The organism is Tabrizicola sp. (assembly GCF_034366665.1).
Taxonomy (GTDB): Bacteria; Pseudomonadota; Alphaproteobacteria; order Rhodobacterales; family Rhodobacteraceae; genus Tabrizicola.
Map to the genome: position 1 here is coordinate 1 of NZ_JAXMMF010000096.1, position 23,059 is coordinate 23,059.

26 protein-coding genes and 1 riboswitch are annotated in these 23,059 nt (G+C 68.3%); of the genes, 6 read left to right on the forward strand and 20 right to left on the reverse strand.

Annotation, left to right across the window (positions count from 1 at the left end; genetic code table 11):
- A partial coding sequence (locus U1E69_RS12570) for a glycosyltransferase (RefSeq protein WP_322244710.1) occupies nucleotides 1–654 on the reverse strand: 654 nt, incomplete at its 3' end.
- Nucleotides 655–1,108: 454 nt separating this feature from the next.
- Between U1E69_RS12570 and U1E69_RS12575 the strand changes: the two genes are divergently transcribed.
- Both U1E69_RS12575 and U1E69_RS12580 read left to right on the forward strand, forming a co-directional pair.
- Nucleotides 1,109–1,993 (forward strand): LysR family transcriptional regulator, encoded by an 885-nt coding sequence (locus U1E69_RS12575; protein ID WP_322244711.1) that lies wholly within the window; start codon nucleotides 1,109–1,111, stop codon nucleotides 1,991–1,993.
- Complete coding sequence (locus U1E69_RS12580) at nucleotides 1,993–2,895, forward strand: DMT family transporter (RefSeq protein ID WP_322244712.1); 903 nt, start codon at nucleotides 1,993–1,995, stop codon at nucleotides 2,893–2,895. Before U1E69_RS12575 ends, U1E69_RS12580 begins: the two co-directional genes overlap by 1 nt.
- Before the next feature lie 70 nt (nucleotides 2,896–2,965).
- Here U1E69_RS12580 and U1E69_RS12585 read toward each other — a convergent pair whose 3' ends face one another.
- The 7 genes from U1E69_RS12585 to cbiE form a co-directional block, all read right to left on the reverse strand.
- Nucleotides 2,966–3,910 carry a phosphotransferase enzyme family protein gene (locus U1E69_RS12585; protein WP_322244713.1) on the reverse strand — a complete coding sequence of 315 codons (945 nt, stop codon included), beginning with the start codon at nucleotides 3,908–3,910 and terminating at the stop codon, nucleotides 2,966–2,968.
- On the reverse strand, nucleotides 3,903–4,658 hold the full coding sequence (gene cobF, locus U1E69_RS12590; RefSeq protein WP_322244714.1) for a precorrin-6A synthase (deacetylating): 756 nt from the start codon (nucleotides 4,656–4,658) through the stop codon (nucleotides 3,903–3,905). The genes U1E69_RS12585 and cobF overlap by 8 nt, the downstream gene beginning before the upstream one ends.
- Complete coding sequence (gene cobA / locus U1E69_RS12595) at nucleotides 4,655–5,377, reverse strand: uroporphyrinogen-III C-methyltransferase (protein WP_322244715.1); 723 nt, start codon at nucleotides 5,375–5,377, stop codon at nucleotides 4,655–4,657. The genes cobF and cobA overlap by 4 nt, the downstream gene beginning before the upstream one ends.
- Before the next feature lie 97 nt (nucleotides 5,378–5,474).
- Nucleotides 5,475–6,809 (reverse strand): cobyrinate a,c-diamide synthase, encoded by a 1,335-nt coding sequence (locus tag U1E69_RS12600; protein WP_322244716.1) that lies wholly within the window; start codon nucleotides 6,807–6,809, stop codon nucleotides 5,475–5,477.
- Complete coding sequence (cobM, locus tag U1E69_RS12605) at nucleotides 6,806–7,591, reverse strand: precorrin-4 C(11)-methyltransferase (RefSeq protein ID WP_322244717.1); 786 nt, start codon at nucleotides 7,589–7,591, stop codon at nucleotides 6,806–6,808. Before cobM ends, U1E69_RS12600 begins: the two co-directional genes overlap by 4 nt.
- A 148-nt stretch (nucleotides 7,592–7,739) precedes the next feature.
- Nucleotides 7,740–8,099, reverse strand: a complete 360-nt coding sequence (locus tag U1E69_RS12610) for a cobalamin biosynthesis protein (protein ID WP_322244718.1) — start codon at nucleotides 8,097–8,099, stop codon at nucleotides 7,740–7,742.
- Nucleotides 8,096–9,292 carry a precorrin-6y C5,15-methyltransferase (decarboxylating) subunit CbiE gene (cbiE, locus tag U1E69_RS12615; RefSeq protein ID WP_322244719.1) on the reverse strand — a complete coding sequence of 399 codons (1,197 nt, stop codon included), beginning with the start codon at nucleotides 9,290–9,292 and terminating at the stop codon, nucleotides 8,096–8,098. The genes U1E69_RS12610 and cbiE overlap by 4 nt, the downstream gene beginning before the upstream one ends.
- On the opposite strand from cbiE, the gene U1E69_RS12620 reads away from it, so the two are divergent.
- Entirely contained in the window at nucleotides 9,291–10,019 is a 729-nt protein-coding gene (locus U1E69_RS12620; RefSeq protein ID WP_322244720.1) for a cobalt-precorrin-6A reductase, read from the forward strand. The genes cbiE and U1E69_RS12620 overlap by 2 nt on opposite strands.
- A 74-nt stretch (nucleotides 10,020–10,093) precedes the next feature.
- Here the strand turns inward: U1E69_RS12620 and cobJ are convergent, their stop codons facing one another.
- From cobJ to U1E69_RS12655, 7 genes are all read right to left on the reverse strand, one after another.
- Nucleotides 10,094–10,828 carry a precorrin-3B C(17)-methyltransferase gene (cobJ, locus tag U1E69_RS12625; protein ID WP_322244721.1) on the reverse strand — a complete coding sequence of 245 codons (735 nt, stop codon included), beginning with the start codon at nucleotides 10,826–10,828 and terminating at the stop codon, nucleotides 10,094–10,096.
- Nucleotides 10,825–11,556, reverse strand: a complete 732-nt coding sequence (locus U1E69_RS12630; RefSeq protein ID WP_322244832.1) for a precorrin-2 C(20)-methyltransferase — start codon at nucleotides 11,554–11,556, stop codon at nucleotides 10,825–10,827. Before U1E69_RS12630 ends, cobJ begins: the two co-directional genes overlap by 4 nt.
- A 2-nt stretch (nucleotides 11,557–11,558) precedes the next feature.
- Nucleotides 11,559–12,188 (reverse strand): precorrin-8X methylmutase, encoded by a 630-nt coding sequence (locus tag U1E69_RS12635; RefSeq protein WP_322244722.1) that lies wholly within the window; start codon nucleotides 12,186–12,188, stop codon nucleotides 11,559–11,561.
- Nucleotides 12,172–13,314, reverse strand: a complete 1,143-nt coding sequence (gene cobG / locus U1E69_RS12640; protein ID WP_322244723.1) for a precorrin-3B synthase — start codon at nucleotides 13,312–13,314, stop codon at nucleotides 12,172–12,174. The genes U1E69_RS12635 and cobG overlap by 17 nt, the downstream gene beginning before the upstream one ends.
- Before the next feature lie 145 nt (nucleotides 13,315–13,459).
- Nucleotides 13,460–16,759, reverse strand: coding sequence for a cobaltochelatase subunit CobN (cobN, locus tag U1E69_RS12645; protein ID WP_322244724.1), 3,300 nt, complete (start codon nucleotides 16,757–16,759; stop codon nucleotides 13,460–13,462).
- 111 nt (nucleotides 16,760–16,870) lie between these two features.
- On the reverse strand, nucleotides 16,871–17,905 hold the full coding sequence (gene cobW, locus U1E69_RS12650; protein WP_322244725.1) for a cobalamin biosynthesis protein CobW: 1,035 nt from the start codon (nucleotides 17,903–17,905) through the stop codon (nucleotides 16,871–16,873).
- Nucleotides 17,902–18,273: a DUF1636 domain-containing protein gene (locus tag U1E69_RS12655; protein WP_322244726.1), complete on the reverse strand. Its 372-nt coding sequence runs from the start codon at nucleotides 18,271–18,273 to the stop codon at nucleotides 17,902–17,904. Before U1E69_RS12655 ends, cobW begins: the two co-directional genes overlap by 4 nt.
- Nucleotides 18,274–18,356: 83 nt before the next feature.
- Nucleotides 18,357–18,570, reverse strand: a riboswitch (cobalamin riboswitch).
- Between the two features lie 36 nt (nucleotides 18,571–18,606).
- Here U1E69_RS12655 and cobO point away from each other — a divergent pair.
- Complete coding sequence (gene cobO / locus U1E69_RS12660; RefSeq protein ID WP_322244727.1) at nucleotides 18,607–19,239, forward strand: cob(I)yrinic acid a,c-diamide adenosyltransferase; 633 nt, start codon at nucleotides 18,607–18,609, stop codon at nucleotides 19,237–19,239.
- Between the two features lie 97 nt (nucleotides 19,240–19,336).
- A complete protein-coding gene (locus tag U1E69_RS12665; RefSeq protein ID WP_322244728.1) occupies nucleotides 19,337–19,480 on the forward strand; it encodes a hypothetical protein in 144 nt (47 codons plus the stop codon).
- Between the two features lie 99 nt (nucleotides 19,481–19,579).
- Here the strand turns inward: U1E69_RS12665 and U1E69_RS12670 are convergent, their stop codons facing one another.
- Nucleotides 19,580–19,903 (reverse strand): MmcQ/YjbR family DNA-binding protein, encoded by a 324-nt coding sequence (locus tag U1E69_RS12670; RefSeq protein ID WP_322244729.1) that lies wholly within the window; start codon nucleotides 19,901–19,903, stop codon nucleotides 19,580–19,582.
- A complete protein-coding gene (locus U1E69_RS12675; protein ID WP_322244730.1) occupies nucleotides 19,900–20,568 on the reverse strand; it encodes a dihydrofolate reductase family protein in 669 nt (222 codons plus the stop codon). Before U1E69_RS12675 ends, U1E69_RS12670 begins: the two co-directional genes overlap by 4 nt.
- An 86-nt stretch (nucleotides 20,569–20,654) precedes the next feature.
- Between U1E69_RS12675 and U1E69_RS12680 the strand changes: the two genes are divergently transcribed.
- Complete coding sequence (locus tag U1E69_RS12680) at nucleotides 20,655–21,146, forward strand: helix-turn-helix domain-containing protein (RefSeq protein WP_322244731.1); 492 nt, start codon at nucleotides 20,655–20,657, stop codon at nucleotides 21,144–21,146.
- Nucleotides 21,147–21,271: 125 nt separating this feature from the next.
- On the opposite strand, the gene U1E69_RS12685 is transcribed toward U1E69_RS12680, so the two are convergent.
- The 3 genes from U1E69_RS12685 to trxA are packed head-to-tail and all read right to left on the reverse strand — an operon-like array spanning nucleotide 21,272 to nucleotide 23,031.
- Nucleotides 21,272–21,448, reverse strand: coding sequence for a Trm112 family protein (locus U1E69_RS12685; protein WP_322244732.1), 177 nt, complete (start codon nucleotides 21,446–21,448; stop codon nucleotides 21,272–21,274).
- Nucleotides 21,445–22,101, reverse strand: a complete 657-nt coding sequence (locus U1E69_RS12690; protein ID WP_322244733.1) for an LON peptidase substrate-binding domain-containing protein — start codon at nucleotides 22,099–22,101, stop codon at nucleotides 21,445–21,447. The genes U1E69_RS12685 and U1E69_RS12690 overlap by 4 nt, the downstream gene beginning before the upstream one ends.
- A gap of 27 nt (nucleotides 22,102–22,128) precedes the next feature.
- Nucleotides 22,129–23,031, reverse strand: a complete 903-nt coding sequence (gene trxA, locus U1E69_RS12695) for a thioredoxin (protein WP_322244734.1) — start codon at nucleotides 23,029–23,031, stop codon at nucleotides 22,129–22,131.
- Between the last annotated feature and the right edge of the window lie 28 nt (nucleotides 23,032–23,059).

Sequence of the window (23,059 nt, forward strand, 5' to 3'; positions counted from 1 at the left end):
GAAGCCGGGGTCGGAAACCACGGGCCAGCGGGTCCAGACGTTGCCATGCATCATCTGGTAGGGGTTTTTGTGGAAACCGCCGCCGTTCACCGTGGCAAGCCCGATCGCGGTCAGGAAGCGCTGCTGCACCATCGAGACGCCCTCGGGCGCGTCAGGCCGGGCGGGGAACAGGAAGACGCCGGTCGGGAAGGTGATGTGGGTCGAGGGCGACAGCACCCGGCTGACATTCCGCAGTCGCGCGATGTAGTTGACCGAAACCGCATCGTCGTCGTCCAGCCGGAAATGCACCGAACTGCCCCGCCCCTTGTAGCCGGCAGCTTCCAGGACGAACTTGTGGAAAGCCTGGTCGCCGTGTCGATGGGACGAGAATTCGACCACCGCGCCGGGCAATTGCTCGGCCAGCCGGGTCAGCCGGTCCTTGAACCGGTCCGGCATCACGTCCGACGACATGAGGACCGTCTTGAACGCACGGTCGGTCTGGTGGATCAGGCTGGGCAGCGTCAGGTTCTCGAACAGGAAGAACCGGCGCGCCATGCGGGTTTCGTCGTAAAGCCGGGCAAGGGCAGCGCCTTCGTCATCGGGACGTTCGCGCGTGTCGGTGAACCCGTAGAAGGAAAAGCGGATATGGCCGTAGATGGGCCGATCTTCGAACACGCAGGCACCTTTCTGGTTTTGGACAAAAGGGGCAAAGCCCGGGGCCAAGTCAAGCGGGACAGGAGGCGCGAGGTCGGCCTTCTGGCGAGGCAAGCCAGCGATTGATGGCGGCGGCGCTCACTTCGACACTGCTGTCCGAGCATTGGATCTTGGACAGGGGAACCGGCCCGGACCGTGTCGAAAGCATGCTCCGGTGTTTGATGCTGGTGGGGCGACTGCCGTCATTGAAGGTGGGGTGGAGCGCGAGATCTCGACCTCGGCCTTGGTGGCCTCTGAAAGGGGAAGGGTCCGAACCCGCCGTCGGATAAGGTTGGGGACCGGATGACCAGGGCCACGGCGGCGCGGCCGAAGATCACGATTGCCGTGATCATCAAGCTTGTCGCAATAGGCTTTGCCCTTGCAAATCGGCCCTCAAGAGGGGTTCATGTGCATGAATGCACCAAAGGAGGTCGGAATGGAGAACTGGGACGAAATCCGCACGGCATTCCAGGTGGCGCGGCTGGGCACCGTCTCGGGCGCGGCAGAGGTCCTGGGGGTTCACCATGCGACCGTGATCCGCCATATCGACGCGCTGGAGAAACGCCTGGGCGTGAAGCTGTTCCAGCGCCATGCGCGGGGCTACACGCCGACGGAATCGGGCCGCGACCTTCTGGCGGTGGCGCAGACGACAGAAGAGCAGTTCGCCCACCTGGTCAGCCGGATCAAGGGCCAGGGCGAGACCGTCTCGGGCGAGCTGGTGGTGACGTCGATCTCGGGAATCGGGGATCTGCTGACGCCGGTGATGGTGGGGTTCCAGGACAAGTTCCCGGATGTGCGGGTGCGGTTTCTGACCGACATGCGGGTGTTCCGGCTGGACTATGGCGAGGCGCATATAGCAATCCGCGCGGGCAACGGACCCGAGGAGCCGGACAATGTCGTCCAGCCCCTGACGCGGATGAAGGCGGCGCTTTATGCCTCTCGCGCCTATGTGGACCGCTACGGTCGCCCGGCATCGGAGGCCGAGTTTGCCGGGCATCGATTTGTCTGCACCGATGCCGAGGTCACCCGCGCGCCTTTCCACCGCTGGCTGCGGGCAACGGTGCAACCCGACCAGATCGCCTATGCCGCGACAGAAGCCACAGCTCTGGAACAGGCGGTTCGGCACGGCGCGGGGATCGGCTTCATGATGAGCTTCCGCGCCTCGGAGGACCCGGATCTTATTGAAATCCTGCCCGCCCGCGCCGAGTGGGAGTCACAGTTGCGCATCGTGACCCATGTCGACCTGCACCGGACCCGCAAGGTACAGGCGTTCCTGGCGCATCTGAAGGACGCGGCGAAGGACTGGAAATCCTGCGCCTGATGCTGGGCGGCCAGATCCTGTCAGGCCTGTCGCAGCCCGCGCGCGGGCATCTGGCGATGCTGGCCTTCTCGGCGCTGGTCGCGGGGTCCTTCTCGCTGGGCGTGCTGGCCGCGCCGCACATCGACCCAGGGGCACTGTCGGTGGTCCGGTTCATCCTTGCGGGCGTGCTGGTCGGGACGGCGGCGGCGCTGACGACGGGATTGCCGCGCAGTGCCTGGGTGTCTCCCTGGCGCTACTTGGTGCTGGGCGGGCTTCTGGGCGCCTATTTCGTGCTGATGTTCGAGGGGCTGAAGACCGCGCCCCCGGTGTCGGCGGCGGCGGTGTTCACGCTGACGCCGGTGATGGCGGCCGGGTTCGGGTGGGTCTTCCTGCGGCAGCGCCTGACCGGGCGGATGGCGCTGGCACTGGCCATCGGAGGAGTCGGCGCGCTGTGGGTGATCTTCCGCGCCGATCTTGGGGCGCTGGCGCGGCTGGAGATCGGGCGGGGCGAAGTGATCTACTTCGTCGGCTGCGTCGCCCATGCGGCCTACGCTCCGCTGGTGCGCAAGCTGAACCGGGGCGAGCCGGCGGTGGTTTTCACCTTCGGGATGATGGTGGCGGGGACGGCTCTGCTGGCGCTTTACGCCTGGCCTGCGGTGCTGGCGACGGACTGGCCAGCGCTGCCGGGGATCGTCTGGGTGACGCTGGTCTATGTGGCGGTGGCGGCCAGCGCGATGACCTTCGTGCTGCTGCAATACGCCACCCTGCGGCTGCCTGCGGCGAAGGTGATGGCCTATACCTACCTGGTTCCCAGCTGGGTCGCCCTGTGGGAGCTGGTCCTGCACGGGGTCGTTCAGCCCGGCCTGGTGCTGGTCGGCGTGGCGCTGACGGTGCTGGCTCTGGCGCTGCTGTTGAAGGAATGAACTGGGCCGCTCGTCGATGACTTCGTCACTCCTCGCTTGCGACGAGGAGACGAAGTCGAACGAGGAGCGGTCAGGGAAGGAACGCCGCCAGCCCGTCGGAGAGGTAGCGGTCCGCCAGATCCAGCGTGCCTTGCGTATAGGCCGGACCGCCCAGCGCCAGCGCGGTGTCGCTGTCGGCGCGGGTGGCAAGCCAGGCGGTCAGCAGAACCCGGCGCAGAAAGATCAGCGCGGGAATCATCGCGCGGTCGTCTGGTCCCAAAGGGGCGATGCGGCTGTAGCCGTTGACCCAGGCCGCAATCAGTTCGGGCAGGCGCGGGTCAGTTTCGATGAAACTGAGGGCGGCGGCAAGGTCGTAGACCCACCAGCCAAAGCCGCAGTCGTCGAAGTCGATGGCGGTGAGGGTGTCGCCCGCAACCATCAGGTTGGCCAGCCGCAGGTCGGCGTGGATCAGCCCGAAGACCGTGGGCCCGGTGCCATAGGCCTGCAACTGTGCCGAAAGCGCGTCGGTGGCGCGGGCCATCAGCATCTCACCATCCCGGTCCAGACCCTGTGCCAGACGCCAGTGGCCCCAGTGCGGCTGTGGGCCAAGGATCGTCTCGACGTCCCAGCGCTTGCGGGTGAAGCCGGGCGGCGGGGTCCATTGGCGGGCGTGAAGGTGCAGCCGGGCGGTGATCTCTCCCAGCGGCGCGAACCAGCGGGCCAGATCGTCGCCGGGCTGAAGCTCTTGCCCCTCGATGGGGGCGAAGGCGACGATGTGGCGACCTTCGATCTCGGTCACCAGACCCTGCGCACCGGGGATCGGACGAGTGGTGGTCAGGCCGGGCAGGTCCTGCAAGGCAGTGAGCCAGGCCAGTTCCGCGGCAATCTCGGGCCCGGTGTGATAGCCCTGCCGATGCAGGCGCAGGATCAGGTCCCCCGCGCGCCACGTCTCGTTCTCCGAGCGGTTGAGCAGGGTCAGGGGCGTGTCATCGGACAGACCGTAGACTGCAAGCGCCCGGCGCAAGAGGTCAGACATCGCCGCCCCGGCGCAGCAGGTAGATGTCCATGATCCAGCCGTGTTCGGCCCGAAGCTTCGCCCGTGTCGCAATGATCTCGTCCGAGACCTCGGCCAGTGTGCCGTGGATCAGCGTCTCTTCCGGCATGCCGACATAGGCGCCCCACCAGATTTCGGTGTCGGAGGGCAGCACGGTGAAGGCCCCGCCCTTGTCCAGCATGACAGCAAGAGTGGTCGCCCCCACAGGCCAGCCGTGGTCGCGCAGCTGGCGGCCGGTCGTGATGGTGACGGGGGCGGCCAGAGTGTTCAGCGGGATGGCGTGGGCCGCCGTCAGGACCTGCAGGCTGGTGATGCCGGGGATCACCTTGACCTTGATCCCCGGCAGCCGCGCCGCAATCCGCAGGGTGCTGTCATACAGCGAGGGGTCGCCCCAGACCATCAGCGCCACATTCCGCGCCACATTCCGCGCCTGGGGCTGTCGGGCGGCAATGGTCTCGGCCCAGACCCGCGCGATGGCGTCGTGCCAGTCGTTCACGGCGCCAAGGTAGTCATCCTGGTCGGCGCGCACAGGCACGTCGTAGTCCGCGACGGGGACTGGCGCGGTCAGAACCTGGGACAGGATCTGACCGCGCAGGTCGGCAAGGTCGGATTTCGCCTCGCCCTTCCTTGGGATCAGGATCAGATCGGCCCCGTTCAAGGCTCGGATGGCCTGACCAGTGACGTGGTCGGGGTTCCCCGTGCCAATCCCGATCAGCCAGAGGGTGATCATGCGCTTGTCGCCAGGTTGCCGACCAGGATCAGGCCCGGCAGCGGGCTGCGATCCTCGGCCAGCGTCCGGGCGAGGTCGGCAACGGTGGAACGGTGAAGCACCTGTTCGGGTGTGCTGACGGCTTCCGCCAGCAGCGCCGGGGTGTCGGGCGGCAGGCCGTGGGCGATCAGCGCCTTTGCCAGCGCGGGAAAGGTGCGCTTGCCCATGTAGATGACGGTCGTGGCGCCCGGGTCGGCCAGCGCGGGCAGGTTCAGGCCGGGCGGCAGGTTGCCGGACGTATCGGCGGCAGTGATGAACTGGACGCGCTGCGCGTGCTGGCGGCGGGTCAGGGGGATGCCCGCTGCGGCAGCGGCAGCCGAGGCCGAGGTGACGCCGGGAATGATCTCGCAGGGGATGCCGGCGGCACGGACGGCAGTCAGTTCCTCCTCCAGCCGCCCGAAGATGCCGCTGTCGCCGGATTTCAGGCGGACGACATGGACCCCGGTCAGGGCATAGTCGACCAGCAACCGGCTGACATGGTCCTGCTTGGGCGAGGCCCTTCCGGCGCGTTTGCCGACGCCCACCAGATCCGCGCCAGGCTTTGCCAGCGCCAGGATCGGACCCGAGGAGAGGTCGTCGAAGAGGACGGCATCGGCGCGCTGCAGTGCCTTCACCGCCTTGACGGTCAGCAGGTCCGGGTCGCCGGGTCCGGCCGAAACGAATGTGACAAAGCCGGTCATCCCTGACCCCGAATTCTTCGAAGAATTCGGACCGGAGCCTTTGAAGGCTCCGAACCGGAGCTTTCGAAAACTCCGGGTGCGGGCGGGACAGGTCGGATCATGGGGCTGGCGCTATCAGGTGGAAGAAGGTGCCGGTCGATAGCCCGCCGCCCGGCTGGAGTCGAGTGCTGCCGGTTTCCTCGACCGGGGCTCCGGTGGCATCAGTGACGTTCGCCAGCTGTGCGTCGGGCTGGGAGAGGATGGTGGAGTAATGGAACTCGTGCCCCCGCAAGAGACTGCCTGCGGCATGACCGGGGATGGTCTGCGCCAGCGTCGCGCAGCGGTAGCCAAGGTGCATCTTCCGCTTCTCGAAACTGGTGACCAGGCCCAGCAGCCCCGCCATCCGGTGTCGGTTGCCGTCCTTGTCGACGATCGCCTCGCCCATCGCCATGTAGCCCCCACATTCGCCGTGGACGGGTTTCGTCTCGGCAAAGGCGCGCAGTCCATTGCGGAAACGGTCGGCCTGAGCCAGCGTCGCGCCGTGCAGTTCGGGGTAGCCGCCCGGCAGCCAGCAGACATCGGCCAAGGGGTCGGGGGCTTCATCCCCAAGTGGGGAAAAGGGCAGCACTTCGGCCCCGGCCGCGCGCCAGCCGTGCAGAAGATGCGGGTAAACGAAGCTGAACGCCGCGTCCCGCGCCAGGGCAATGCGCTGGCCGGGGGGGATGATCTTCTGCTCGGGTGCCGACTTGGCGCCTGTCGTGGCGGCGGCCAGAAGCGCATCCAGGTCCACCCCCTCGCGCATCAGCGCCGCGGCCTCGGCAATCAGGGCCTGCAGCGCGGGCTGCTCTTCGGCCTGCACCAGGCCCAGGTGCCGCTCGGGCATGGCAATGCCCGCGCGCTTGGGCAGGACGCCCAGCACGGTGATCCCCGCCTCGGCCATTCCCGTGCGCACCAGCGCCTCGTGCCGGGGCGAGGCGATGCGGTTCAGGATCACGCCTGCCACCGTCACTTCAGGCCGGAACCGCGCCAGGCCCAGCGCCACCGCCGCCGCCGTCTGCGCCTGACCGCTGGCGTCGATCACCAGAACCACCGGCCAGCCCATCCGCGCGGCAAGGTCGGCGCTGGCCCCGTTGCCCGTCGCCCCCGGGGCAGCCACGCCGTCGAAAAGGCCCATCGAGCCTTCGGCCAGCACCAGGTCCGCGCCTTCGGCCACCGCAAGCATCCCGTCCAGCATGGCCTCCGGCATCGCCCAGGTATCCAGGTTGAACGACCAGCGCCCCGAGGCCGCCCGATGGAACGCCGGATCGATGTAATCCGGCCCGTTCTTGAACGGCTGCACCTGCAGACCCCGTTCCCGCAGGGCAGCCAGAAGCCCCAGCATGACCGTGGTCTTGCCGGTACCACTTGCGGGTGCCGCGATAAGAAGCCCGGGAGTCTGAGGACTTAGACTCATCCGCCGGTCCCCGGAAAGCGTGGATGAGTGCCGACCGGCCGGTAGCGGCGATCATAGTCCCCGGCGTAAAGACGGCTTTCCTCGAACCCCTCCTGCGCCAGTGCCGGGCCAACCAGGATCAGGGCGGTACGCTCCACCTCTTCGGGGACCGAGGCCTTCAGCGTCGCAAGCGTTGCCCGGATGATCCGCTGATCTGGCCACGAGGCGCGCCAGACCACCGCCACCGGGCACTCCGCGCCATAATGCGGGATCAGGTCAGCGGTCAGCTTGTCGATCAGGTGGATCGACAGATGCAGCGCCAGCGTCGCCCCTGTGGCGGCAAAGGCGGGCAGAGTTTCCCGCGCCGGCATCTGCGTCGCCCGTCCCTCGGTCCGGGTCAGGACCACCGACTGCGCCAGGCCCGGCAGCGTCAGCTCCACCCCCAGGGCCGCCGCCGCCGCCGCAAAGGACGGAACCCCCGGCGTCACGTCATAGGGGATGCCAAGCTCCCGCAGCCGCCGCAGCTGCTCACCCATCGCCGACCAGACCGACAGGTCCCCGGAATGCAGCCGCGCGACGTCCTGTCCCGCCTCATGCGCCGCGACGATCTCGACCATGATCTCCTCCAGCGACAGGGGCGCGGTGTTCACCAGCCGCACACCCGGCGGGCAATGCGACAGCACCCCCTCGGGCACCAGCGACCCCGCGTAAAGACAGACGGGGGAGACCGCGATCAGGTCCCGCCCCCGCAGCGTCAGAAGATCCGGCGCACCCGGCCCCGCACCGATGAAATGGACGGTCATGCCGCACCTTTGCAGGGACGAACCCCTGCCCTTTCACATTTGCCCAAATATCCCCTGCGGAGCACGCCCGAGCCGGTTGCGCGCCCTTCGCGCGCAGAGGCGAGACAAAAGGCTTGCGCCGCAAGGCGCTCAATCTGATAGCCGTCCGTCACCCCAGGCCCTCCGCAATGGCCGCTGTCGCTGTCCCGTCCGCCGATACGGCCCGCGGCCCCCGCAGCCGCGCCCCCGGCCCTGCCGCCGCAAGCGCGGCGGCTTCGGCGATCGAGCCGGTGCCGAACAGCGCCGCCACCCGGTCGGACCGGGTCGGAGTCGGAACACCCCGCAGAAGCTCCGCCCCTATCGCGACGACCGGCAGGTCCAGCGACCGTCCCAATGCCTCCAGCCCCTGGGCCTTCGTCGCAAGCGTCGCCAGATGCGTAACACCCTCGGCGCCCCCGGCCTTGTGCAAGGCGTCCTGCAGGGCGGCAAGCGTCGCGCCGGACCGGAAGCCGAAACCCGCGACGATCATCGCGTCACGCTCCACTGCAGGATCGGCAGCGCCGATTTCCAGCCGCGCTTGCGGCCGATGGCGGCGGGCTCGGAAAGTTCGATCTTCAAAAGCGATCCGCCAAGTCGCGCGGACCAGTCCAGGACAAGCGCCTCGGTCTCCAGCGTGACGGCATTCATCACCAGCCGCGCGCCGGACGGGATCAAGTCCCAGACTGCAGTCAACACCGCCGCAGAAGCACCGCCGCCGATGAAGACCGCGTCGGGCGCAGCCAACCCGCCCAGCCCTTCGGGCGCACGCGCCTCGGTCAACCGGTGGCGATGCGACAGGCCGAAGCCCTCGACATTCCCGCGGGCACGAGCGGCGCGGGTGGGATCGGCCTCCAGCGCCTCGACCCGTGCCCCCCCGGCCAGCAGCCATTCGATACCGACCGAGCCAGAGCCTGCGCCGATGTCCCAAAGCACCTCGCCGGGGCGCGGGGCAAGGGCGGACAGGGTCAGCGCACGGACCGGGCGTTTGGTGATCTGGCCGTCGTGCTGGAACAGCTCGTCCGGCAGGCCACTGGCCCGCGGCAGCCCGGGATCGGTGGCCTCGATGGCCGCCGAGACCGGGGCCCCGATGGGGTCGGCCCCGACAGGCTTGGTCGGAAGGGCACGCGAAATCCGCTCCTGCGGTCCTCCCAGACGTTCCAGCACGGTCAGCCAGGCATTGGGATGGCCGTTCTCTGCCAGCCAGCGGGCCAGCTCAGCAGCCGCCGCACCGTCGCGCAGGGTGCAGATCACTCGAACGCCCCGGCCCAGGAGCGGGCGCAGGCGGGCGAAGGGCGCGGCATGAAGGCCAAGGCACAGCGTCTCCTCCAGCTTCCAGCCCATACGGTTCGCGGACAGCTGGAAGGTCGAGGGCGCGGGGTGGGACAGCCATTCTCCCGGGGAAAGATGCGTCATCAGGCTGCCGCCCGCGCCGAACCAGAACGGATCGCCCGAGGCGAGAACCACGGTCGGCTTGCCGCGATGCGCAAGCACGGGCGTCGGGTCGAAGGGCACGGGCCAGGGACGGCCCTTGCCCCCTGCTGCGATCAGGTCCAGATGCCGGGGGCCGCCGAAGATCACCTCGGCGGCGGCCAGCGCGGCGTGGCTTGCGGGCGACAGGCCCTCCGGTCCATCTTCGCCCAGGCCGATGATCGTCAGCCATGCATCGGATTTGGGATCACGCATGACACGGATACTTCTTCTGGGCGGCACAACCGAGGCGAACCTCGTGGCGCAGGCGCTTGCCAAGGCCGGTCTTGCGGCGGTCTATTCCTATGCCGGACGCACCGAGGCGCCGATGGGCCAGCCGATCCACATGCGGGTTGGCGGCTTCGGCGGGGTCGAGGGGCTGCAGGCCTACCTGAAGGCCGAAGGGGTCACTCATGTGATCGACGCGACCCACCCCTTCGCAGCGCAGATGAGCACGAACGCCGTCGCTGCCTGCAAGGCCGAAGGCGTGCCTCTCATCGCACTGGAACGCGCGCTCTGGGTGGCCGGTGAGGGCGACCGCTGGACCCATGTGCCGGACCTTCCGGCGGCCGTCGCAGCCCTTGCGGGGCCGCCGCAGCGCGTGTTCCTCGCCATCGGCCGCCAGCACATCGACGCCTTTGCGGCGCAACCGCAGCACAGCTACCTCCTCCGGCTGGTGGACCAACCGACCGGCCCCCTGCCCTTCCCGGCCGAGGTCGTCGTGGCGCGCGGTCCGTTCGATGTGGCGGGCGATACCGCCCTGATGCAAGAGCATGGGACCGAGGTCGTTGTCGCCAAGAACGCCGGTGGCAAGGGCGCCGTGGCCAAGATCGCCGCTGCCCGGGCGCTTGGTCTGCCGGTGGTGATGATCGACCGCCCCGTCCTTCCGCCCCGCGCGGTCGTCCACAGCGTCGCCGGGGTCATGGCCTGGCTCGGCGCCTAGGGCAACGCTCGTCGAGCACTTTGTGCACTCCTCGCTGCCGACCTCCGAGGAGGACACGAAGTGAACGACGAGGGTCATCCCGCGCTCCTGGGGGAATAGACGAAGCGTCCAACCCTGCGGGTGGCAGAGTTGCCGACGATGACCACGGTCCGCATGTCGGCCATCTCGGGCGTGGCCTCGCCCAGCGTGACGGTGGTCAGGCGTTGCTCGGGGGTACTGACGGCGCGGGCGAAGGTGATCAGGCGATCCGGTCCGCATTCTTCGCGCAGGGTTTGCAGGGCTTTCACGAAGCCCTCGGGGCGGCTGGCCGAACGGGGGTTGTAGAAGGCCATCGCGAAATCGGCGCGGGCGGCGTGGCGGAGGCGGGTCTCGATCACCTCCCAGGGCTTCAGATTGTCGCTGAGGTTGATGCAAGCGAAGTCGTGACCCAAAGGCGCACCCGCAGCGGCGGCGGCGGCAAGCATCGCGGTGATGCCGGGCAGGACGCGGATGTCCAGGGCCTGCCAGTCCGCGCGACCTTCCAGCGCCTCGAAGACGGCCGAGGCCATCGCAAAGACACCGGGGTCGCCGGAGGAGACGACGACGACCTTGTGCCCGGCGGCAGCCATCTCCAGCGCGGCGCGGGCGCGGTCCAACTCGACCCGGTTGTCGGAGGGGTGCAGCGTCAGGCCCGGCCGCGGGGCGACGCGGGCGACATAGGGGATGTAGCCGACCACGTCGGTCGCTTGGGAAAGTGCTTCGGTGACTTCGGGAGTGACCAGGCGATCATCCCCCGGCCCGAGGCCTGCGATGGCAAGCCAACCCGTCATTCGGGAAGCTCCGGGCGGCGACCGTGGCCGTGGACGAGGACGATGGCGAAGTAGGGGCAGTCGTTGGGATCGACATCGGCCAGCCGGGCGACCTTCTGCCCCGGCATCGTGCCGCGTTCCACGATCCATGCGGCGTGGAGGCGCCCCGTCCGCTCTAGCGCGCGTCGGACGCGGGGCAGGTTGCGGCCGGTCTTCATCACCACCAGGGCGTCGGCCTGTTCCATGTGGCGGACAAGGTCATCCTCGGGCAGGGTGCCCATGAGGACGGTGAGCACGTCATCGCCCCAGGTGATCGGGGTGTCCGTTGCGTTCCAGCAGCCGGTCATCCCAGTGATGCCGGGGATCACCTCGACCGGGACCCGGCCCTGCAGACGGGAATGGAGGTGCATGAAGCTGCCGTAGAAGAACGGGTCGCCTTCGCAGAGGACGACGACATCTTCCGTGGCAGCAAGGGTCGCCAGACGGTTGGCCCAGTCATCGTAGAAATGCGCCAGCGCGTCGATGTAGCCCGGGCTGTCGAACGGAAGCTCGGTGGTGACCGGGTATTCCATCGGGTATTCGATTGCCTGCGGGTTCAGCATGCCTTCCACGATCCGTCGCGCCTGCCCCGCGCGGCCTTCCTTGCGGAAATAGGCGATGTGTTTCGCCTGTCCGATGGTGCGGGCGGCCTTGAGGCTCATCAACTCCGGGTCGCCGGGGCCGAGGCCCGCACAGATGACGCGGCCCATGGTCATTCCTTCCGCGAGGCGAGGGCGTTGACCGCGGCCACCGTGATTGCCGATCCGCCGAGGCGGCCCTTGACGATGACCGATGGCACGGGGGGTGCCTCCATCAGCGCGTCCTTGGATTCCGCCGCGCCGACGAAGCCGACGGGGCAGCCGATGATGGCGGCGGGGCGGGGGCAGGCGGGGTCTTCCAGCATGTTCAGCAGGTGGAACAGCGCGGTGGGCGCGTTGCCGATGGCGACCACGGCCCCGGCGAGGTGGGGTCGCCAAAGTTCCACGGCAGCGGCAGAGCGGGTGTTCTGCATCCGGGCGGCGAGGGCGGGCACGTCCGGGTGCTGAAGCGTGCAGATGATGTCGTTGTTCGCGGGCAGGCGCTTCTTGGTGATCCCTTCGCTGACCATGCGGACGTCGCAGAGAATGGGCGCTCCGGCCTCAAGTGCTGCACGGGCGGCAATGGCCATGCCGGGGGAGAAGTGGATGTGGGTGGCGAGGTCAACCATTCCGGCGGCGTGGATCATGCGGACGGCGACGATCTCTTCCTCGGGCGTGAAGCGGGCGAGGTCTGCCTCGGCCCGGATCATGGCGAAGGACGCGAGGTAGATCGCGGCGCCGTCGGTTTCATAGATGTGGGGCATTCGGGGCCTTCAGGTGGTCGAGGATCGCTTGCGGGGTGAGGCCGCGCAGGCTGGGGGTGTCAGAGGCGGTGCCGTTCCGGATCAGGTCGTAGCCTGCGCCGGTGGCGGTGAGGGTGGTCGCGGCGGCGGATGGATGGGCGCAGCCCTTGGGGCAGCCGGAGAGGTGGAGGGTTTGAGTGGCCGCGAGATGCGGGGCAAGGTGTCTCGCAAGCTGTCGCGTGTCGCCAAGTGCCTGCGGGCAGGCGGGCGCGCCGGTGCAGGCGGTGATGCGGAGGATTGCGTCGGCGGGGTCGGTGATGAGGCCGGGGATAGTCGGCAGCGTGGTTGCGCCGACAAGGAGGAGCATCCTCCAGGGGGTCGGGCGGATTTCGTGGTTCAGGGCGGCGAGGGCGTGGAGCGTCTCGGCGCGCATCTGGCCGAAGGCGAGAGCGATGAGCGCCCCGGCGGGGTGGAGACCGGGTAGCGGGGTTGGGAGAGGTTGGGCGGGGGCGAGGGTGCAGTTGGGCGGGATGTGGCCCTTGGCGATCAGGGCGGCCATGCGGCCCCGGCCATTGGAGATGCCGCCGTGGGCGACAAACCATTCGGCGAGCGCGCTGACGTCCTGGGCGAGGTCGGTGACGGGCTGGCCAAGGGGGTGGCCTTCGGGGCGCAGGATCAGGCGGCCATCGGCGGTGCGTTCGACGCGGATGTCGGCGGAGGCCTGGGTCAGGACCAGGCAGGGGCCGGTGTCGAGGGCGAAGCCGAATTTGCCGGGGAGTTTGGGCATTTTTGCCAGCGCAGCGGTTAGGGTAGCTGCGAGCGCGGAGGTCTCGGCGTCGCGGAAGGGCGTGACGATGAGGTTGCGGAGGGACTCGGTTTCGATATCCGGGTCGATGAGGCATTGGGCGCGAAGGTCGTCGATGAGGCGCGGGTGGGAGGTCTCGGTCACGCCGCGCAGTTGCAGGTTGGCGCGGGCGGAGAGGTCGATGATGCCGTTGCCGTGGGTCTTTGCGGCTTTCGCGATGGCTTGGGCTTGTTGTGGGGTGAGGCGGCCCAAGGGGGGGCGGATGCGGGTGACGAGGCCGTCGCCGGATTGCATTGGGCGCAGGGCTCCTGGGCACCAGCCTTTGATCTCCCAGGCGGTCATGCGGTGCGCCCTTGGGTTGGGGCGGTTTTCGAAATGAGCGCTGACGCGCAAGCCTTTTGTCTCGCCTTTTGCGCGTGAAGAACGCGCAACGGCTCGGGTGAAGAGCCTCCGGCGGGGATATTTGGGGACAGATGAAAGGGCGTGGTCATGCGGCACCGTCCAGCCGCGCGGCGATGGAGTTGCGGCGGGTCTGCCAGAGGCCCGCGTCGCGGAGGCGGCGGAAGAGGTCTTCCATGGCTTGCAGGGCTTGGGGATTTTCCTTTGCGAGGAAGTCGCGGACCTCATCGCGGCCGAGCGTGGCGTCGTGGTAGAGGTCGAAGAGGTGCGGGGGCACGACCTGCGCGAGGTGCGCGAAGGCGGCCATGTGGTCGAGGGTTGCGGCGATCTCGGCGGCGCCCCGGTAGCCGTGGTTCATCATGCCTTCCGCCCACTGCGGGTTGGCGGCGCGGGCGCGGGTGACGCGGGCGATTTCCTCGGTCAGGGTTCTTGCGTGCGGGGTGTCGGGGCGGGTGGCGTCGAGGTGGTAGAGGGTGGGTTTGGCCCCGCCCAGTTTGGCCACGGCGGCGGCGAAACCGGCTTCGTGAGCGGCGTAGTCGGCGGCGATGAGGACGTCGGTTTCGGGAAGGTCCTGGGCGTGGACGAAGCTGTCGGCGCTCAGGACGCGCTGTTCGAGGGCGGCGCGGGCCTCATGGGACTGGCCGTCGGCGCCGATGGCCCAGCTGGAGGCGTTCAGCCAGGCTTCGCCTGCGGCTGCGCGGGCCTCGTCCGTGAAGGTGTCGGCGGCGGTGCCCATGCCGAGGCCGTAGAGGCCGGGTTTTGGGCCGAAGACGCGGGATTGCCGGGTGGTGTAGGGGTTGTCTTCGGGGGATTCATCTCTGTGGGACAGGGCTTCGGCCCCGGCCTCGAAAAGCTGGGCGAGGGTGGGGAAGACGTCGCGGAAGAGGCCGGAGACGCGGAGGGTGACGTCGATGCGGGGCCGTCCGAGGATTGCGAGCGGGAGGATTTCGAAGCCGGAGACCCTTGCGGAGCCGTCGTCCCATTTCGGGGCGAGGCCGGCGAGGTGGAGGGCCATAGCGAATTCCTCGCCCGCGGTGCGCATGGTGGCGCTGCCCCAGAGGTCGACGACAAGGCCGCGTGGGTAGTCGCCGTGGTCTTGCAGGTGGCGGCGGATCAGTTCCTCGGCCAGTTTGACGCCCTGGGCATGGGCGTTGCGCGAGGGGACGGCGCGGGGGTCGACGCTGTAGAGGTTGCGCCCGGTGGGCAGCACGTCGCTGCGGCCCCGGTTGGGGGAGCCTGCGGGGCCGGGGGGGACGCGGTGGCCGTTCAGGGCGGTGAGGAGGCCTTGGGTCTCGCCTTCGCCGTCGCCGAAGATGTGGAGGCCCTGGCCGAACTGGCTTTCCTTAAGGTCGCAGACGAAGCGGTCGATCCTCGTGATCGCTTCGGCGGGGGTGGCGTTGGGGGAGACGCCGAGGTCTTGCGCCACGCCCGAAGCTGCGGCCTCGTCGCGGATGCTGGAGATCAGGCGGGTGCGGCGGGCGGGGTCTAACCCGTCGGCCGTGGAGTATTCGTCGAGGAGGCGTTCGAGGCGCTGCAGCTCGGGGGGGACCACGCTTTGCGCCAGGGGGGGCGGCAGGTGGCCGAGGGTCACGGCGCCGATGCGGCGCTTGGCCTGGGCAGCCTCGCCGGGGTCGTTGACGATGAAGGGGTAGATGACTGGCAGGGGGCCGATCAGGGCCTCGGGCCAGCAGGTGTCACTGAGGGCGACGGATTTGCCGGGGAGCCATTCCAGCGTGCCGTGCGCGCCCATGTGGATCAGGGCGTGGAGGCCTTGGGACCGGAGCCAGAGGTAGAAGGCGACATAGGCGTGGCGCGGGGTGCGGGAGAGGTCGTGGTAGCTGTCGTCGCGGGTTTGGACGTCGCCGCGTTCGGGTTGCAGGGCGATGAGGGTGTGGCCCCGGCGAGTGGCGGGGAAGTGGAACGCGCCGTCGTGGAACGAGGGGTCGGTGGCGGGGTTGCCCCAGGCCTCGGTCAGGTCCTGGCGGAGGGGTTCGGGGAGGGTTGCGAGGGCGGCCTCATAGGCGGCGAGGGGCCAGGTGAGGGTTTCTGTCAGGGCCTCTGGCAGGGCTTGGCCTTCGGTGATGCGGTAGCCCTCGGTCGCAAGGGTTTCGAGGAGGCGGTCGGTGGACGCGAGGGCGTCGAGGCCGACGGCATGGGCCATCTGGTGCGCGCGGCCGGGGTAGGTGGAGAGGATGATCGCCAGTTGCCGGTCTGGCGCGGGGGTGGTGGCGAGGTGGTGCCAGTGGGTGATCCGGTCCACGACAGCGGCGATGCGGGCGTCGTCGGCGCGGTGGGCGAAGCGGGAGAACTGGAGCTCGGGGTGACGCTTGCCGGGGGATTTGTGGCTGATGAGGCCCGCGAAGAGGCGACCGTCGACCTCGGGCAGGACGACGTGCATGGCGAGGTCGGCGGGGGAGAGGCCACGGTCGGACGCCTGCCAGTCGCGGCGGCGGGCGGTGGAGAGGGCGACCTGGAAGACGGGGCATTGGGCCGCGTCGAAGGGGGTCGCGCCGGTGTCGGATTTGGCGGAGAAGGCGGTGGCGTTGATCACGACCACGGCCGGGGTTGCCGTGAGGTGGGCTGAGAGCCAGTCGGCGACGCCGGGGGCCTTCAGGCTGGGGGCGAAGGCTCCGTAGGCGGTGAAGCCTGCCGCGCGGAGGGCGAGGATAAGCGCGTCGACGGGGGCGGTGTCACCCGAGGTCAGGTAGCTGCGGTAGAAGGTGACGAGGACGGGGCCTTTGGACTGCTGGACGGTCGTGGAGAGACCCCGTCCCGGGTCAAGCCCGGGACGGGTATCCCCGGCATCAGGTGCAGGGATGACCCCCCGCTCGGGGTCGTAGAACCCCATCTGCGGCACGGTCTTGTCGCCGATGACCGGGGCGGCGTAGATGCCTGCTGCCAGCGCCAGTTGCGCCAGGGCGGCATGGGCGGCGACGGCTCCGCCTTCGTCGCAGAGCGCCTGCAGGCGGCGGAGGGTGGAGACGGGGAGCGTGGAAAGCTCGTCCAGGCGCGGGTCGGGGCGGCCGTCGGCGGGGAGGATGGCCAGCGCGATGCCCTTGCGGCGGGCGAGGTCCTGCAGGGTGGCAAGGCCGTAGGGCCAGTAGGCCTCGCCGCCGATCAGTCTCACGAGGATGGCCTTGGCGGCAGAGAGGGTGCGTTCGACGTAGGTGTCGACGGAGACCGGGTGTTTCAGCGCGATGATGTTGGCGAGCCGCACGGTAGGGTGGGCAGTATTGCCCACCCTACGCATACGCTCATAGCCAGCGGTAAAGGCGCCGAGGTCGCTGTCGGAGAAGCTGAGCACCACCAGGTCGGCCGGGTCCTGCCCGACGTCGAACGGAGTTTCCGTTTCCTCCAGCCCGTGGCTTTCGCGGAAGACGACGTGCATGTCAGTCCGCCCCGCGCGTGGTAGGCGATGTCCCCTCACCCCGGCCCTCTCCCCCGAAGGGAGAGGGGGGCGCTTCGTGCCCGGGTGTGGGAAGGGAGTGGCTCACGTCGGTCAGGCCCCCAGGACCTTGCGGATGGCGGACTCGTTGATGTCGTCATGCTCGGCGATGACCACCAACTGCGAGAGGCGCGGTTGGGTGCCCCAGGGGCGGTCGTATTGCATGCGGACCCGCGCGCCGACAGCCTGGACCAGCATCCGCATCGGTTTGCCCGCGACGGCGATGTGGCCTTTGACGCGGAGGATCTTCTGTTCGGTTGCAAGGCGCTGGATGGCGGCGGACAGGGCCTCGGGGTCGGTGACTTCGGGCAGGTCGACGACGATGGTGTCGAAGTCGTCGTGTTCGTGGTCGTCATGCCCGTCGTGGTGCGAGGGGCGGGCGGCCAGGTCATCCTCGGCTTTGGCGTTCAGGCCCAGGATCACGCGGGGGTCGATGACGCCTTCGGTCATCGACAGCATCGGGACAGTGCGGGTCATCTCGGCGGTGATGATGTCGCGGGCGGTTGCAAGGCCGGCTTCTCCGGCGAGGTCGGCCTTCGACAGAAGGATCAGGTCGGCGCAGAGGATCTGGTCTTCGAAGACTTCGGAGAGCGGGGTCTCATGGTCCAGGGAAGGATCGGCGGCGCGTTGGGCGTCGACGGCGGCGACATCGGGCGCGAAGCGGCCAGCGGCGACGGCCTCGGCGTCGGCCAGGGCGATGACGCCGTCGACGGTGATGCGGGAGCGGATCGCGGGCCAGTCGAAGGCTTTCAGGAGCGGTTTCGGCAGGGCGAGGCCGGAGGTTTCGATCAGGATGTGGTCGGGGCGGACGGGCATGGCCATCAGCGCTTCGATGGTCGGGATGAAGTCGTCGGCGACGGTGCAGCATATGCAGCCGTTGGCGAGTTCGACGATGTTCTCGACCGGGCAATTGTCATCGGCGCAGGACTTCAGGATGTCGCCATCGACGCCCACGGTGCCGAACTCGTTGACGAGGATAGCGAGGCGCTTGCCTTGCGGGTTCTGCATCAGGTGGCGGATCAGGGTGGTTTTCCCCGCGCCAAGGAAGCCGGTGATCACGGTCACGGGGATTTTGGTCAGATCGGTCATTCGGCGGCCTCTGGCAGGGGATGCGGGGGGATGCGGGCGATGGATTGCTTGCGAAAGACGGTGGGGCGGTCGCGCCAGGGGACGATGCCGTCCTGCGTGGCGGCGTATTTCGCGGCGCCTTCAAGGATCGCGGGGACGTCGTCCAGCGTGAGGCGGCCGTAGACGTAGGACCAGGCGCCGGGCTTTGACAGCGAAATGGCGCAGCCGGTGTTGCAGGCGGACAGGCACTCGACGCCGATGATCCGCACCCCGTCCGGCGCAGGTTCGGCGGTCAGGGCGGCGTGCAGTTGGGCACCCGGCCGCGGATCGCCCTCGGGGACCGGTTCACCGGCCTTGCAGGTCGTGCAGACATATAGCGTGGTGCCCATCGCGCCCGTCCTTGTGGCTTTGGGGGCATGGGCCAGAGAGGACGGTTCCCCGCCCTCACCCGGTCGCGGAACACCCCGTCCGCCGGTTACGTCCTTGCGCTGGCAGGTCTCCCGGCTTGCGGATACGGGGCCCGACTTGCGTCAGATCCCCACGGCCCCCCGCCTTCCCGGCACGCGCCAGTGGCATTGGAGACCTCTCCGGTCACGGTCGCGGGGGCGGCTGCTTAGGGTCGTTTCCGACCTGTCGCATTCCCTCTTCGCCTGTCATAAACAGGAACCAGCGCCAGCCCACCTGAGGCAAGCACCCCCCCCTTGTCAAGGACACGACCGACCATGACCGACACCGATGCGACACCTGCTGTCGATGACCTTGCCCGGCACGCCCAGAAGATGGCGAAGAAGAAGGCCGCGCGGGACAAGATCATGGCGGGCAAGGAGGGCGAGAAGGGGTTGATCATCGTCCACACCGGGGCGGGGAAGGGGAAGTCTTCATCCGGCTTCGGGATGATCCTGCGCTGCGTGGCGCATGGGATGCCGTCAGCGGTGGTGCAGTTCATCAAGGGGGCCTGGGACACCGGCGAGCGACGGTTGATTACCACCCACTTCAGCGACCTCTGCCAGTTCCATGCGATGGGCGAGGGCTTCACCTGGGAGACGCAGGACAAGGCGCGGGATATTGCCGCTGCGCAGGCGGGGTGGGAGAAGGCGAAGGAATTGATCCGGAACCCGGAGATCAGAATGGTGTTGTTGGATGAGATCAACATCGCGCTGCGCTACGACTACCTGGATATCGGCGAGGTGCTGGAGTTTCTGAAGTCCGAGAAGCCGCCCTTGACTCATGTGGTGCTGACGGGGCGGAATGCGAAGGACGAGCTGATCGAGGCGGCGGATCTGGTGACCGAGATGACGCTGGTCAAGCACCCGTTCCGGTCCGGGATCAAGGCGCAGCCGGGGGTGGAGTTCTGACCCTGTCCACGGTGGACAAAACCGGTTGCCGCAATAGTATCAATGGGTTGATCGCGGGCGTTAAGGATTTGGCAATAACTTGGCAGGAGGCGGGATGATGCGGAAAACGGGTGTGGCGCTGGTGGTGCTGATGATGGGGCTTATTGTCTCGGGCTGTGCGCCATTGATCATTGGCGGAGCCGGGGCGGTGGTCGCGGACGAGGTCGTGGAGCAGGACAAGGGCGGCGACGGGCTGTTCTGAGGCGGGCTTCCGCCGGGATGCCGGGGACGGGCCAGACCTGCGGGTTGGAAGCCGGTCTGAAGCCCGACCTACGGGGGCCGACGCTTCGCCTTGCGCCGGTCAGCTGCCGATCTTGCGGGGCGGACTGCTGAGGGACCAGGCCAGGTGCAGCAGGATGGCGAGGTCCGCCTCTGACAGGTTATCCAGGCGGAGGACCGTCCAGCCCTGCGCGCCCCATTTGTTCGGGACCGGAGACAGCGCGTCAGGCAGAAGGCTGCACCAGTGGTCCTGCCCGTCGCGGTCCAGCCTGAGGTTTGCGGTCTGGCCGTCGGGGGCCAGGCTGGCAAAGATCGTCCTTGCCTTGAAAGCGCGGCGGTCGAAATGCTGGACTTCGACCGTTCCGGGCAGGCCGAGCGCGAGTCGGGCAAGAGTGTCGGCGGTCATGCGGCGACGCTTTCCTGCGGGGGCCTGCGGCGCAGGGTGACATGCAGGGCATGGGCCCCGATGGCGCGGTCCGTGAGGGTGAAGCCGCGGGCCTTGAGGTCGATGCCGGGCAACAGGGGTTCGCCCTGGCCAAGAAGGATTGGCGAGAACGACAGTTGCAGATCGTCGATCAGGTCCGCCAGCAGATATTGCCGGATGGTGGCGACGCCGCCCGCAATCTGCACATTGCGACGACCGGCGGCATTGCGGGCCTGATCGAGGGCGTCGTGTATGCCACCCGTCACGAAGTGGAAGGTGGTGCCGCCCTCCAACCGGATCGGGTCGCGAGGGTGGTGTGTCAGGATGAAGGTCGGGGCGTGCCAGGGTGGGTTCGGCCCCCACCAGCCTTTCCAGCCGTCATCCGTCCAGGGGCCACGCTGGGGGCCGAACATGTGGCGACCCATGATGAACGCGCCGCTGCCGTCTAGCGCCTTGGCCGCGTGTTCGGCGTCCACCTGATGTGCCGCATCCGTGGCCCCGCGCATCGGCGGGAAGTTTTTCTGACTGAAGAACCATTGGTGCAGGTCCAGCCCGCCAAGACCGAGCGGGTGGTCGGGGCCTTGTGCCGGCCCGGCGGCGAACCCGTCGAGCGAGACGGAAAAGGCGGAGACGACGACTCTGGTCATGGCGCGCGTCCTTCTGTATGCACTTTGCAATCAGTTATGGATAGCAAAACTGGTTGCATGTTGCAATCGGTAAGTGGGGTTTGGTGATGAAACTGGGACGTTCAGGCTGCCCGATCAACCTGGCGGTTGAGGCGATTGGTGATCCCTGGAGCCTGATCGTCCTGCGGGACATCATGTTCGGTGACCAGCGGCACTATCGCGAGCTGCTGGCGAAGTCGGACGAAGGGATCGCCTCGAACATCCTGGCGGACCGGCTGAAGCGGCTGGTGGACACAGGACTGCTTACGGCCACCAGCGATCCCGCGCACAAGCAGCGGCTGATCTACAGCCTGACCGAGGCGGCAATCCAGCTGGTGCCGGTTCTGGTGCATCTTGCGGCCTGGGGCCGGGCGCATCGTCCGGCGACGCCGGAGTTGTCGGTGCGGGCCGAAATGCTGGAACAGGGCGGGCCGGAGCTTTGGGCGCTGTTGATGGACGAACTGCGCGGCCGTCACCTGGGTGTCCCCTGCCCGGCTCGGTCAATTCTGGGTGAGTTGCAGGCGGCCTATGAGGCCCGGCGCACTGCCGGAGTTGTTTGAGCGGGCGGTGGGCCGATCGCCCACCCTACGCTGGGGTGGCTGGCGTGGCAGGCGGTAGGGAGTGGCGCGCTGTAGCGCACCCTACGGGGTGTCGGGGTGAACCCCGACCTACGCGTGCGGCAGGATCACTCCACCTGCCGCGCTTCGCTGACCAGCATGATCGGGATGCCGTCGCGGATCGGGAAGGCCAGGTGGGCAGCCTTGGAGATCAGCTCTTGCCGTTCGGCATCATAGGTCAGGACAGCGTTGGTCACGGGGCACACCAGCGCCTCGAGCATGCGGCGGTCGGCGGGTTCGCTCATTGCAAGGTCTCTTCCTCGCCACTGCCGCGCAGGGCGAATTCGATCAGGGTCACCATCGTTTCGCGGCGGGTGACAAGGGTGGGGGCCTCAAGAAGGGCCTGCTTGTCCTCGGGCGTGAAGGGGCACAGCATGGACAGCGAGTTGATCAGAAGCTCCACCTCGGCCTCGCGCAGGCTGTTCCAGTCGGTCGAGAGGTCAAGCTTGGTGAAGTAGCGGCCAAGAAGCGCCATGAACTCTTCGCGCCGGAAGCCGGGGTCGTCTTCGGTGGGGCCAAGGTCGCGGGCGAAGGGGGCCCAGTCGACCACGCAGCGGCGGTAGGGGGTGAAGCCCTGAACCTCTTCCTTGACGCGGAAGCGCGAGGCACCGGAGAGGGTGACCATGTAGCGGCCATCCTCCGTCTCGGAGAATCCGGTCAGGCGACCCGCGCAGCCGATGGCTTGCAGTCGCTTTTCTCCGGCCCGTTTTTCGCTTTGGGGCGTCTCGCGGGGCTGGATCATGCCGATCAGGCGGTGCTTGGTCTTCATGCAATCCTCGATCATCGCCAGGTAGCGCGGTTCGAAGATGTGCAGGGGAAGGCGCGCCCGGGGGAGCATGAGCGCCCCGGGCAGTGGGAAGACCGGAATGGTGTCCGGAAGGTCGGCTGCGCTGATCATGGTCATGTACCTAGCCCGCCCCCCGGGTCAGGCAAATATCATCGACGAGAGCTTGCGGCGACCGGCCAGGACGATGGGGTCCTGCGGCTTCAGCGCCTCGAAGATGGTGAAGAGCTGGGTCTTGGCGGCACCGTCGTTCCATTCGCGGTCACGGCGGAAAAGTTCGAGAAGCTGGTCGACGGCGTCCTGCGGGTTCCCGGCGGCCAGGAGGGCTGCGGCAAGGTCGTAGCGGGCCTGGTGATCGTCGGGGTTGGCGTCAACGGCGGCGCGAAGCTCGGCCTCCGGGCCCGCGTTGGCGGCTTGTCTCGCCAGTTCCAGCTGGGCCCGGACAGCGTCCAGTTCCTTGGACTTGGCGATGGCGGCAGGGGCGGCGGTGATGAAGGCTTCGGCCTGGTCGAGGTTGCCCAGCGCCAGGTGCGCGCGGACAAGGCCACCATAGGCAGCGGCGTTTTCCGGCTCTTCCTCCAGGATCGCGGCGAAGGTCTCGGCGGCATCGACGGCCGCACCTTCGGTCAGCATGTCCTCGGCCGCCTGGATGGCTTCGGCCAGGCCGCCGTCCCCGGCCAGGGCCGAGACACGGTCGACAAAGGCCTTCAGTTCCGAGGCGGGCACGGCGCCCTGGAAGCCGTCGACGGGCTGGCCCTGCCAGAAGGCGTAGACGGTGGGGATGGACTGGATGCGCAGCTGGGCGGCGATGCGCTGGTTCTGGTCGACGTCGACCTTGACCATCTTCACCTTGCCACCCGCCGCCTTGACCGCCGTTTCCAGCATGGGGCCAAGCGTCTTGCAGGGACCGCACCAGGTGGCCCAGAAGTCGACGATGATCGGCACCTCGCGGCTGGCCTCGATCACGTCGGCCAGGAAGGTGGCTTCGGTCGCGTCCTTGATCAGGTTCGCGTCGGCAAGTGGTTTTTCGCCCAGACCCAGCATTTGGACCTCCGGATGGATGTTTGCCCTT

Excerpts from the sequence above, each read along its gene's own strand:
- U1E69_RS12635 (WP_322244722.1), bottom strand. The coding sequence starts at position 12,188 with ATGCCCCACATCTATGAAACCGACGGCGCCGCGATCTACCTCGCGTCC.
- cobG (WP_322244723.1), bottom strand. The coding sequence starts at position 13,314 with ATGACCGCCTGGGAGATCAAAGGCTGGTGCCCAGGAGCCCTGCGCCCA.
- trxA (WP_322244734.1), bottom strand. The coding sequence starts at position 23,031 with ATGCTGGGTCTGGGCGAAAAACCACTTGCCGACGCGAACCTGATCAAG.
- cobO (WP_322244727.1), top strand. The coding sequence starts at position 18,607 with ATGACCGACACCGATGCGACACCTGCTGTCGATGACCTTGCCCGGCAC.
- U1E69_RS12575 (WP_322244711.1), top strand. The coding sequence starts at position 1,109 with ATGGAGAACTGGGACGAAATCCGCACGGCATTCCAGGTGGCGCGGCTG.
- U1E69_RS12665 (WP_322244728.1), top strand. The coding sequence starts at position 19,337 with ATGCGGAAAACGGGTGTGGCGCTGGTGGTGCTGATGATGGGGCTTATT.
- U1E69_RS12690 (WP_322244733.1), bottom strand. The coding sequence starts at position 22,101 with ATGATCAGCGCAGCCGACCTTCCGGACACCATTCCGGTCTTCCCACTG.
- U1E69_RS12600 (WP_322244716.1), bottom strand. The coding sequence starts at position 6,809 with ATGAGTCTAAGTCCTCAGACTCCCGGGCTTCTTATCGCGGCACCCGCA.
- U1E69_RS12685 (WP_322244732.1), bottom strand. The coding sequence starts at position 21,448 with ATGAGCGAACCCGCCGACCGCCGCATGCTCGAGGCGCTGGTGTGCCCC.
- cobW (WP_322244725.1), bottom strand. The coding sequence starts at position 17,905 with ATGACCGATCTGACCAAAATCCCCGTGACCGTGATCACCGGCTTCCTT.
- U1E69_RS12620 (WP_322244720.1), top strand. The coding sequence starts at position 9,291 with ATGACACGGATACTTCTTCTGGGCGGCACAACCGAGGCGAACCTCGTG.
- U1E69_RS12610 (WP_322244718.1), bottom strand. The coding sequence starts at position 8,099 with ATGATCGTCGCGGGTTTCGGCTTCCGGTCCGGCGCGACGCTTGCCGCC.
- U1E69_RS12585 (WP_322244713.1), bottom strand. The coding sequence starts at position 3,910 with ATGTCTGACCTCTTGCGCCGGGCGCTTGCAGTCTACGGTCTGTCCGAT.
- U1E69_RS12580 (WP_322244712.1), top strand. The coding sequence starts at position 1,993 with ATGCTGGGCGGCCAGATCCTGTCAGGCCTGTCGCAGCCCGCGCGCGGG.
- U1E69_RS12655 (WP_322244726.1), bottom strand. The coding sequence starts at position 18,273 with ATGGGCACCACGCTATATGTCTGCACGACCTGCAAGGCCGGTGAACCG.
- cobJ (WP_322244721.1), bottom strand. The coding sequence starts at position 10,828 with ATGACGGGTTGGCTTGCCATCGCAGGCCTCGGGCCGGGGGATGATCGC.
- cobA (WP_322244715.1), bottom strand. The coding sequence starts at position 5,377 with ATGACCGGCTTTGTCACATTCGTTTCGGCCGGACCCGGCGACCCGGAC.
- cobF (WP_322244714.1), bottom strand. The coding sequence starts at position 4,658 with ATGATCACCCTCTGGCTGATCGGGATTGGCACGGGGAACCCCGACCAC.
- cobM (WP_322244717.1), bottom strand. The coding sequence starts at position 7,591 with ATGACCGTCCATTTCATCGGTGCGGGGCCGGGTGCGCCGGATCTTCTG.
- U1E69_RS12675 (WP_322244730.1), bottom strand. The coding sequence starts at position 20,568 with ATGACCAGAGTCGTCGTCTCCGCCTTTTCCGTCTCGCTCGACGGGTTC.
- U1E69_RS12680 (WP_322244731.1), top strand. The coding sequence starts at position 20,655 with ATGAAACTGGGACGTTCAGGCTGCCCGATCAACCTGGCGGTTGAGGCG.
- U1E69_RS12630 (WP_322244832.1), bottom strand. The coding sequence starts at position 11,556 with ATGGGCCGCGTCATCTGTGCGGGCCTCGGCCCCGGCGACCCGGAGTTG.
- cbiE (WP_322244719.1), bottom strand. The coding sequence starts at position 9,292 with ATGCGTGATCCCAAATCCGATGCATGGCTGACGATCATCGGCCTGGGC.
- U1E69_RS12670 (WP_322244729.1), bottom strand. The coding sequence starts at position 19,903 with ATGACCGCCGACACTCTTGCCCGACTCGCGCTCGGCCTGCCCGGAACG.
- cobN (WP_322244724.1), bottom strand. The coding sequence starts at position 16,759 with ATGCACGTCGTCTTCCGCGAAAGCCACGGGCTGGAGGAAACGGAAACT.